Annotated in this window: 1 protein-coding gene; it reads left to right on the top strand. The window is 68.3% G+C overall.

The features are described from left to right. Window positions 1–5: 5 nt before the first annotated feature. Window positions 6–11,401 (top strand): S-layer family protein (locus EB084_10645; protein NDD28711.1); only part of this gene is annotated, 11,396 nt, incomplete at its 3' end.

Below are 11,401 nucleotides of genomic sequence, written 5' to 3'. Positions count from 1 at the left end.
CCACGGTGGGTACGGGGCACGTCATCGGCCTCGAGGCGGGGGGCAACGTCACTCTCGGCGCCAATCAGATCATCGGAGACGCGAACACCCGTGCGGTGTCGATCGAAGCCGGCATGAACGGCAGCGGCACCATCATCGACAGCACGGGCGCGCCGGCGGGGTCGGCGGTCATTCTCACCACGTCGAACGCCGATCTCAACAATGGCGGCGGGTACGTCGTTCTCACCTCGCACAACAACGCGAACAATCTGCCATCGACCGGGACGCTCACCGTGACCACACCGAACCTGGCCATCTACACCGACGGCGACCTGAACCTCTACGACACCATCTCGTACAACGTCACAACGCTGAACGCCATCTGCAGCGGCACGCAGGTGAATGGCATCCACGCGGGCAACGCCCTCAACCTCGTCAAGCAGACCGGCGACATCGTGGTGCTGTCTGATGTGTACGCCTGCGGCAACGTCTATGTCGTGGCGCCGGGTGGATCGATCATCCTCAACGGGGGCAACATCACGAGCTGCGCGGGCAACGTGGGCATGTACGCCCTCAACAACATCGACCTCAATGCCAATACGGTGAACGCGGCCGGCACCGCCAGTCTCGTGGCCCACACGGGCGCCATCACCGATACCACCGGCTCCATCACCGCCACCTCGGTGGTGCTCTCTGCCTCCAGCGCCGTGGGAAGCTGCGCCAATCCCATCCTCATCAGCGCCACCAACCTGGCGGCAGAGACCACCTCATCTTCGGCCGCTCCTGGCGGGGTCTACGTCAGAAACACGTCGACGTCGCTGACGGTGAGGTCGCTGTCCACCGTCGACACCTCGGGCTACTATGGCGAGGCCAGCCGATCGGTGGGCAGCATCAGCGCCGCTGCCGGCGACGTGTGGCTGCAGACCACCGGCGCGCTCATCCTCAACGCGGCTCCCGTGGCCAGCGGCAGCAACACCAGCATCGCCATGCAGGCGGGGGGCAACATCACGCTCAACCAGGCCTTCGGCACCGTGACCAACCACGATGTCGAGCTCGTTGCCGGCGCCGCGGGCTCGGGAACCATCATCGACGGTCGGTCGAGTCCGGCGCCTGGCTCTGCGGTCATCACGGCGGGGCATGGCATCTCGCTGCAGTCGAACGGCAACGGCCAGAACATCACCCTGACGGTGAACGCCCCCTCTCTCGCAGCGCTTGCGGGGGGTAGCCTCACCCTCACCGACACCCAGGGCTTCACCGTCACCGACAACACCACGCTGGCCGCCATCTGCGGCATCGGCGGGGTCGCCACGGGTGCGGTGGCAACCAACGCGGTCACCCTCACCGCCACCACCGGCAACATCAGCGTGGCTACCGCGGTGCAGGGCGGCGGCGCCACCCAAGTCGTTGCGAGCAACGGAGACATCAGCACCACAGCCACCATCACCAGCACGGGGTCGACGGTCACGGTGCAGGCGAGCGGTGACGTGACCACCGGCGCCGCCGTGACGGGCAGCGGCACGGTTGCGCTCAACGCGCAGGGCGGCGACATCAGCGTGGGGGGCAATGTCACGAGTACGAACGGCAATGTGCTCGCAGTGGCTCCCTCGGGCACGATCACGCTGCAGGGCAATGGCACCACCACGTTGAGCAACGTAAGCGCCGCCCAGGGCAGCGTGGGCATGTACGCCCACGGCGCCATCTCGCTCGGCGCAAGCAACGTCACAGCCAACGCCACGGGCACCGCGAGCTTCGTCTCGCTTGCCGATACCGTGACCGAGACCACCGGCCTCGTCACCGCGGGCACCGTGGTGCTTCAGACCGCTACGGGCGTGGGTTCGCCCCTCGAGGTCAGCACCACCCATCTGTCCGGCTCGGTGGGCAGCGGCTCGGCCGCCATCGACAACCAGGGGACCGGTCTCACCATCGGCCGCTACGCCGTGGTCGATACCTCGGCCTATGCGGGTAGCAGCGGGTACGTCACGTCGAGCGGTGTGGGCCTGACCGCCCCGGGCGACGTCTGCGTGCACACCACCGGCGCGCTCGTGGTGGCCGCGGATGTGACGGCCGGGGGCAGCGTGGCCCTCGTGTCCGCCGATGTCTCATCGAACGTGAACAACACCATCACCCTGAACGGCGGCGACGTCACGGCCACCACGGGCAGCGTGGCGCTCTACGCAAACGGCTACATCGATCTGCGTGCGAACGACCTCACGGGGCACACCAAGGTGAGCGTGGTCAGCACCAACGACTCCATCGGTGACAATGGGGGCGTCATCAGCGCCCCCAGCGTGGTGCTCTCGGCCCAGGGATCCATCGGTTCGACCGGCACGGGTGTGCTACAGCTGGCCACCCCGGTAGGGTCGGCCACGATGAACCTCGCGGCCCAGTCGACCGGGGCCTTCGGGGTCATCTACCTCCAGAACGCGGGCTCACTCACCATCGATCAGGTGAGCACCGTCGACACCTCGGGCTGCGGTGGTGCGGCTTCTCAGACGGTGACGGGCGTTCACGCGCCTACGCTCGTGGGCATCGCCGCGAGCGGTGACCTCACGGTGAACCAGCCCGTGACCTGTGGGGGCGACATCCTGCTCGTCTCCACGGGAGGCGCCATCACCCTTACTGGCGGCGATGTCAACGGCAATGCCGTCAACAGCACGGGCGGCAATGTGGGCCTCTATGCCAGCGGTCGCATCGCCATGGGAGGCTTCAACATCCGGGCGGGCTCGACCAGTGGCAATCGCACCGCCAGCTTCACATCGGTGAACGACACGGTGACCCAGACCACTGGTCAGATCTACGGCTACAACGTGGTGTTCGATACCCGCTACTCGCCGGGCTACGACCTCGGCACCCTCGGCCCGGTGAACATCAACGCCACCGTGCTGGCCTTGCTGAGCCGCGGGGGCGCCATTCACGTCAACAATTCCACGGGCGCGCTGACCATCGGATCGGTCTCTGTGGTCGATACCGGCAGCTGGTTCAACGGCGGCCTGGCGCATCCCACGATCAGCGGTGTCGACAACACCAACGGAGGTACGTCGACAGATGCGGCCACCCCCGTGCACGTCTATTCGTCGGGCAACCTCACGGTGGCGGGCAACGTGAACGGGAGCGGGCCGGTGTATGTCGTGGCCCCGTACGGCAGCATCACCCTCAATGGCGGGTACGTCCGCAGCACGGGCGACAATGTGGCCCTCTACGCCAACGGCAACATCAGCCTCGGCAGCTACAACGTCACCGCAACCAACGGCGCGGTGAGCATCGTCTCGGCCACGGGCGGTATCTTTGACGGCACGGGCGTTGTGACCGGTCTGTCGGTCGCCATGTGCGGCGAGACGGGCATCGGCACGGGCAGCAATGTCATTCATCTTGTGACGCCGACGATTGCGGCCATCAGCCCCACCGGCGGCGTGTACGTGTGCAACATGGCAGGCACGACAACCGTGAGCGGCGCGCTCACCATCGGACAGCTGTCGAGCATCGATACCACCGCTGACGGGGGGGCCGCGGCCCAGACCTTCACGGGGGTCACCTCGACGGCTGTGACCGCAGCCAATGTCATCGTGGGCACGAGCGGCAACCTCACCGTGAACAACGTGGTGAGCGGTCCTGGAACCGTCGAGCTCATCTCGTCGGGGGGCACCATCACCCTCAGCAGCGCAGACGTGTCGGCCACCACGAGCAGCGGCAGCGTAGGGCTGTACGCCAGCGGCAACATCAGCCTGGGGGCGAACAGCATCACAGCGGGCAGCGGTACGGGCACCGCCAGTCTCGTGTCGGCGAACGGCGCCATCACCGACAACGGGGGCACCGTGAGCGGCAGCCAGGTGGCGCTGTCGGCCTACAATGACATCGGCGCGTCGGCAGCCGCCAGTCGCCTGTTGCTCAACACACCCACGGTCGCCGCCTCGAGCAGCCACGGGGCTGTCTATCTCAGCGCCACGGGCGCCCTCGATGTGAGCGCGGTGAACACCCTCAGCACCATCACCTGCGGTGGCGCGTCCTCGGCCACCATCACGGGTATCAGCGCGGCCAACGGCATCGGCCTCACCACGTCTGGCAACCTCACGGTGAGCAGCAATGTGGCGGGTGGGGGCAACGTGATCATCACCGCGCCATCAACGGGGGCCACCATCACCCTCACCGGGGGCAACGTGTCGAGCAGCGGCGGTGACGTGGCCATCTACGCAGCTGGCAGCATCGGCATCGGCAGCAACAACGTGAGCGCCAGCATGACCTCGCCCCACGAGGCGAGCATCGTGTCGGGCTCCGGCGCCATCACGGGAACCACTGGTCGCGTGAGCGGCTACACCGTGGCGCTCATCGCACCCACTGGCGTGGGAGGTGCCACGCCGCTTCTCATCAACACCGCCGTGGTGGGAGCGATCAGCACGGGCGCCGGCGTGAACCTCAGCAACAGCTCGAGCGCGTTGTCGCTCAACAACGTGAACACTCTCGACACCAGCGGGTGGGGCGGCGTGACCGCTGCGCCCATCGCGGGCGTGAGCTCCACCGTTGACAGCGTCTGCGTGGCCACCGCGGGCGCGTTGTCGGTGGATGTGGCGCCCACCGTGGGCAACGGCGCCGACATCGGTCTCGAGGCGGGCGGCAGCATCACGCTGCAGTCGGGGCAGACCCTGGGCTCGGCCAACGTGCACGATGTCGTGCTCGAAGCGGGCATGACCGGTCGGAACGGTTCGTACAGCTACGGCACCGGCACCATCGTGAACAACACAGGCACCACAACCACCGCGGTCATCACCGCGGCGCACGCCATCGGGCTGCAGATCCACGGAGTCACGACCCTTGCGTTGAACGTGTCTGCCCCCAACCTGGCGGCCTACGGCGAAGGCAGCGTCTCGCTGGTCGACAGTCTTTCGACCGGATTCGCTGTCTACACCATGAACGGGCTGTGCAGCGGTCAGGCCATCAACGGCATTGCATCGCGCGATGGCAGCGTCGCCCTGTACAGCCCTGGCACCATCGCTCTAGGGCCCAAAAGCATCTCGGCGAACCGCACCACCGGTACGGTGAGCCTCGCCTCGGGCAGCACCATCACCGAGACCACGGGCACGGTCACTGGAAACCGCGTGGTGCTGCAGACCGTGAACAGCCTCGGCGCGTCGGGCAGCGACTTCGTCATCGACGCGTCGCAGCTGGCGGCCCAGAGCACGAGCGGCTCGATCTACATCAAAGACACGGGCAACGGCGTCAACATCGGTCAGTACAGCCTCGTCGACACCACCGCCATCGGCGGCGTGAGCGGTACCCTCACGGGGGTCTCGGCCACCACGGCGGGACAGGATGTGAGCGTGCGTGGCACTGGTTCGATGGTGGTTGCGGCCAATGTGACGAGCGGGGGCGACGTGTCGCTGGTGTCATCGACCGGCACGCCATCGGCGTCGAACACCATCACGCTCAACGGGGGCAGCGTCACCGCGGCCAGCGGCACGGGCAACGTGGCGCTGTATGCCAACGGCAGCATCGCCATCAGTGGCGCCAACAACATCAACGCCGGGATGACCTCGGGCGAGGCCAGCCTGGTCTCGAGCGGTGGCGCCATCACCGACGCGGGAGGCGGCACGGTATATGCCCGCACCATCGCACTCGTGGCACCCGGAGGGATCGGCACCGGGGCGAAGCCCTTGCTGACCGACCCGGCCACCGTGACCGTGGGCGCGTTGAGCACGAGCGGCAGCGTGTACATCTCCAACACAGGCGACCTTGTGGTGGGGACGGTATCCACCCTCGACTCGTCCGCATCGGGCGGTGCCGCGGCGCAGCAGATCGCGGGCATCACGTCGACGACGGCCGACGTGTGCGTCTCCACCACCGGCAACCTGACCGTGAACAACGACATCACCGCAGGAGGGAATGCCACGGTGGTGTCGTCTGGCGGCAGCGTCACCATGAGCGGCGGCGATGTCACGTCGACGAGCACGAGCGGCAATGTGGCCATCCATGCCAACGGAACCATCGCGCTCAACAACAACAATGTGACGGCCGGTGCGACGAGCGGAACGGTGAGCCTCGTCTCGGTCACGGACACCGTGACCGAGGGCACGGGCCTCATCAGCGGCAATCGCCTGGTGATGCGCACGTATACAAGCGCGGGTGCCCCGGGCACGCCGCTAAACCTAGCGGTTGGCCAGCTGGCGGCCACGAGCAGCACGGGGTCGCTCGTTCTCAACAGTGAGCGAAGTGGCCTCACCATCGGCACCTACAGCACCCTCGACACCTCGGGCTGCGGTGGGGCGACCGCTTCGTCCAGCGTCGGTCTGAGCGCCGCCAACGGCGACATCTGCCTCGAGATCACGGGCAACCTCATCGTGGCGAGCAATGTCACCGCCGGCGGCAACGTGATTCTCACGGCGCCCAGCGGAACCATCACGCTCGGTGGCGGCAACGTCTCCGCCAATGCCACGAACGGCCATGCGGCCCTCTACGCCAGCGGCAACATCAGTCTGGGAACCAACAGCCTCAACGCAGGCACCACCTCCGGCGAGGCGAGCGCGGTCTCGCTGAACGGCGCCATCACCGATGGCAGCGGGGGCATCAACGGCTACACCGCTGTACTGTTGGCGTCCACCGGCATCGGCACGGCCCTCAACCCCATCAAGCTTGCCGTGTCGAACACCGCCGCGGCGAGCGCCACCGGCGGCGTGTACCTCAGCAACACGGGCGCGCTCACGGTCGGCACCTACTCGACCCTCGACACCTCCGGCTGCGGCGGCGCCACGGCCCAGCAGATCACGGGCATCGGCTCGGCCACGTCGGGCAACGTGTGCGTGGTCACCACCGGCGCCATGACCCTGACCTCGGCCCCCACCGTGGCCAGCGGCTACGATCTCGGCCTCGAGGCCGGCGGCAACATCACCATCGGCAGCGGCCAGACCCTGGGGTCGGGTAACGCCCACAACGTCTCGCTCAATGCCGGCACCGGGGGCACAGGCACCATCATCGACAACAGCGCAACCTCGGTGGGCAACCCCGTCATCACGGCGGGCAACGGCATCGCCCTCATCACCCACGGCACCTCGCCGGCGAGCAACCTCACCCTCACGGTGTCGGCGCCCAACCTGGCGGTGTCGTCAGCCGGAGCGCTCACGCTCACTGAGACGCAGACCTTCAATGTCACGACATTGAACACGCTCTGCAGCAACACCCCGGTCACGGGGGTGAGCGCGGTGGGCAACCTCGGGCTCACCACCACGAACGGCAACATCACCGTTCTCAACAATGTGAGCAGCAGCGGCGGCAATGTGACCATCACCGCGCCCTCCACGGGGGCGACGATCACCCTCAACGGCGGCAATGTGGTCGCTTCGAGCGGCAACGTGGCCATCTACGCCAGCGGCACCGTGGCCCTGGGGGGCAACAACGTCACCGCCAGCACCAGCAGCGGGGAGGTGAGCCTCGTCTCGGCGACCGGGGCCATCACCGACGGCGCGGGCCGCGTGACCGGCCACACGGTGGCGCTCTCGGGCGCAACGGGTGTGGGGACCTCGGCCCAAGCCATTCTGATCACAACCCCTGCCCTCAGCGTGCTGAGCAGCGGTGGCGGCGTGTACATCAACAACACGGGCGCTCTCGACATCAACACCATCAGCACCTTGAGCACGGCCGCGCTCGGCGGCGTGGGCGCCGCGACCCTCACTGGGGTCTCGTCGTCGGCCGATCTCTGCATCAGAACCTCGGGCGCGCTCACGGTGAGCAGCGACGTGATTGCTGGCGGCAACGCCACGCTGGTGTCCACGGGCGGCAATCTCTCGCTCACCGGCGGCAACGTGTCGGCGGGCACGGGCAGCGGCAGCGCGGCCCTGTACGCCAGCGGCAACATCGCTATCGGCAGCGGCAACATCAATGCGGGGACGACGTCGGGCGAAGCCAGCCTCGTGGCCGGCGGCGCCATCACCGACGGCACAGGTGTGGTCACGGCGAACCAGGTCGCGCTGTCGGGCGCGAGCGGCGTGGGGACGTCTGGCAATGCCATCACACTCGCCACCGCAACGCTCGCGGCCCGCAGCGCCAGCGGCGCGGTCTATCTGAGCAACACGGGCGCGCTCACCGTGAGCACGGTGAGCACCCTCGACACCAGCGCCTGCGGCGGTGCCGCGGCATCGCAGCTCACCGGGCTCTCGGCCTCGGGAGCGCTGTGCGCCACCACCACGGGCAATCTCACGGTGAGCAATCTCATCACGGCTTCGGGGAACGTCGCCGTGACCTCGTCGGGGGGCACGCTCACCCTCAATGGCGCCAACGTCACCACCAGCGGCGCCACGAGCGACGTGGCGCTGTATGCCAGCGGCACCATCAGCCTCGGCAGCGGCAACGTGACGGCGGGCGCCACGTCTGGCGAGGCCAGCCTCGTGTCCGCCAATGGTTCCATCACTGACAACGGCGGCACGGTGAGCGGCAAGAGCGTTGCGCTGTCGGGGTCGACCGGCGTCGGCACCGCGGGCAACGCGGTGAAGCTGAGCACGTCGACCCTGGCCGCCTCGAGCGCCACGGGCGGTGTGTTCGTGAGCGGCACGGGCGCCCTCGACGTGAACACGGTGAACACCATCTCGACGCTGGGCTGCGGTGGGGCCGCGGCCGCGACCCTGACGGGCGTGAGCGCCTCGACCACGGCGTGCGTGACCACCACGGGTGCCCTCACCGTGAGCAACGACATCACCGGTGGTGGCGACGTGTATGTCACCTCATCCGGCAGCACGGTGTCGCTCACGGGCGGCAACGTCTCGACCACGGGCGCCACGAGCAACGTGGCGCTGTACGCCAGCGGCGCCCTCAGCCTCGGCAGCAACAACGTCACGGCGGGCGGCACCAGCGGCACTGCCAGCCTGGTCTCTGCGAACGGCGCCATCACCGATGGCACGGGCGTGGTGAACGGCAACCAGGTCGTGCTCTCCGCCTCGAATGCTGTGGGCAGCGCGGGTGCGCCGGTGCTGCTCGGCAGCACCACGGTGGCGGCCAGGAGCGTCAACGGCGGCGTCTTCGTCAAGGGCACGGGTGCCCTCGGCATTGGCGCGGTCTATACGATCAGCACCCTCGGATGCGGGGGCGAGGCCGCGCGTCTGGTGTCGGGCCTGCAGTCCGGAAACGCCTCCGACCTGTGCCTCGTGAACGCGGGCGCGCTGACGCTGGGCGCCGATCTCTCGAGCGCGGGAGATGTCTATGTTGTCTCGACCGGCGGCGCTATCACCCTCAGCGGCGGCGCGACCATCTCGTCGAGCAGCGCCACCGGCAATGTGGCCCTGTACGCCAATGGCAACATCAGCCTCGGCAGCGGCAACATCTCTGCGGGCGCCAACGGCACCGCCAGCATTGTCTCCGCGAACGGTTCCATCACCGATGGCACCGGCGTGGTGAGCGGCGGCAAAGTTGCCCTCTCCGGCGCGACCGGCGTGGGCGCATCGGGGAGCGCCATCACGTTGAGCACGTCCACGGTGGCCGCGTCGAGCACCGCGGGCGGCGTGTTCGTGAGCAACACGGGCGGGCTTGCGGTGAGCAGCGTCGACACCGTCTCGACCCTCGGCTGCGGAGGGGCTGCGGCCACCACCCTGACAGGGGTGAGCGCCTCGACCACGGCCTGCGTCACCACGACGGGCGCGCTCACTGTGAGCCAAGACGTCACGGCGGGTGGCGACGTGTACGTCATCTCCTCGGGCAGCACCCTCACCCTCAATGGTGCTGACGTGAAGACCACGAGTGCCACGGGCAACGTAGCCCTGTACGCCAACGGCAGCATCAGCCTTGGCACCAGCAACGTCACGGCGGGCGCCACTTCCGGTGAGGCCAGTCTGGTTTCGGCCAACGGCGCCATCAGCGACGGCACCGGCGTGGTGAGCGGCGCGAAGGTGGCCTTGTCCGGCGCCACCGGCGTGGGCACCGCGGTGAACGCCATCAAGCTGAGCACCCCCAGGATGGCCGCCTCGAGCGCCACGGGCGGGGTGTTCGTGAGCACCACGGGCGCACTCGACGTGAGCACGGTGAACACCCTTTCGACGCTGGGCTGCGGCGGCGCCGCTGCCGCGACCCTGACGGGCGTGAATGCCTCGACCACGGCGTGCGTGACCACCGCGGGCGCCCTCACGGTGAGCAGCGACGTCAGGGCGGGTGGCGACGTGTATGTCACGTCGTCGGGCAGCACCGTGTCGCTTACGGGCGGCAACATCTCGACCACCAGTGCCACGAGCAACGTGGCCCTCTATGCCAGTGGCAACCTGAGCCTCGGCAGCGGCAACGTCACGGCGGGCGCCACCAGTGGCACCGCGAGTCTCGTCTCGGCCAGCGGTGCCATCACCGACGGCACGGGCGTGGTGAGCGGCGCAAAGGTGGCGCTGTCGGGCGCGACCGGCGTGGGCACCGCGCTGAACCCCGTCAATCTGGTGGCGCCCGCTCTCGCAGCGACCAGCAGCGGCGACATCTTCCTGAGTGACAGCGTGGCGAGCGTGACGCTCGGCTCGGTTTCCACCGTCTCAACCGCCGGCTGCGGTGGCGCGGCAGCCACGGCACTCAACGGCATTGTGGGCGGCGGTGACCTGGTGTTCGCCACCAGCAATCTGCTCACCGTGGGCAAGCCGATCACGGGGCCTGGCCGCGTGTGCCTCGTCTCGCATGGCGGTGGCATCACCCTCACCGGAGGGGGCGTGAGCGGCTACGACGTGGTGTTCTTCGCCAGCGGCGACATCAACCTCGGCGGCTACGATCTCACGGCCAATGGCACCAACGGCACCTTGAGCGTGATATCGACCGGCGGATCGCTCATCGACAACGGCGGCACCCTGCGCGGCTATCGGGCGGCGCTCTGCGGCATCGGCATCGGCGCTTCGGGCACGGGCCACGCGCTGCTGCTCGACGTGCGCGAGATCGGCTCGCTGAGCTTCACCAGCGGCAGCTACTTCAGCCAGACCGGCTCGCTCACTGTGACGGCCGTGAGCAGCATCGACACCTCGAGCTTCGGTGGCGGTGGCGTGAGCACGTTCCACGGCATGCGGTCGACCGCATCGACGGTGGCGCTCTGCCTCTCCGGCGACCTCACCGTCACCGATTCGACGTATGGCATCAACGCGGGCACCGATGTGACCTTGGTCGCGCCGACGGGTGGCCTCACCCTCAACGGCGGCGGCATCACGGCTGCGGGCAACGTGGCCCTGCACGCCCGCGATACCATCGCCCTGGGCGTCAACGACGTGACCGCGGGCACGGCGGGCGAGGTCAGCCTCGTCTCGGCCAGCGGTTCCATCACCGACAACGGCGGCACGGTGCGCGGCGCATCGGTGGCCCTGCGCGCGTCAGGCGGCATCGGCTCCATCGCCGCCCCCATCAACGTCGCGTCGACCAACGCGAACCCCGTCGTGCTGGCGGCCCAGTCGCTCAGCGGCGGGGTCGTGGTGAGCAACACGGGTCTGGTGGGCAT

It is taken from the genome of Pseudomonadota bacterium, from assembly GCA_010028905.1.
GTDB lineage: Bacteria > Vulcanimicrobiota > Xenobia > RGZZ01 > RGZZ01 > RGZZ01.
The sequence above is the reverse complement of the archived record's forward strand: the minus strand, read 5'-3'. Positions and strand labels throughout refer to the sequence as shown.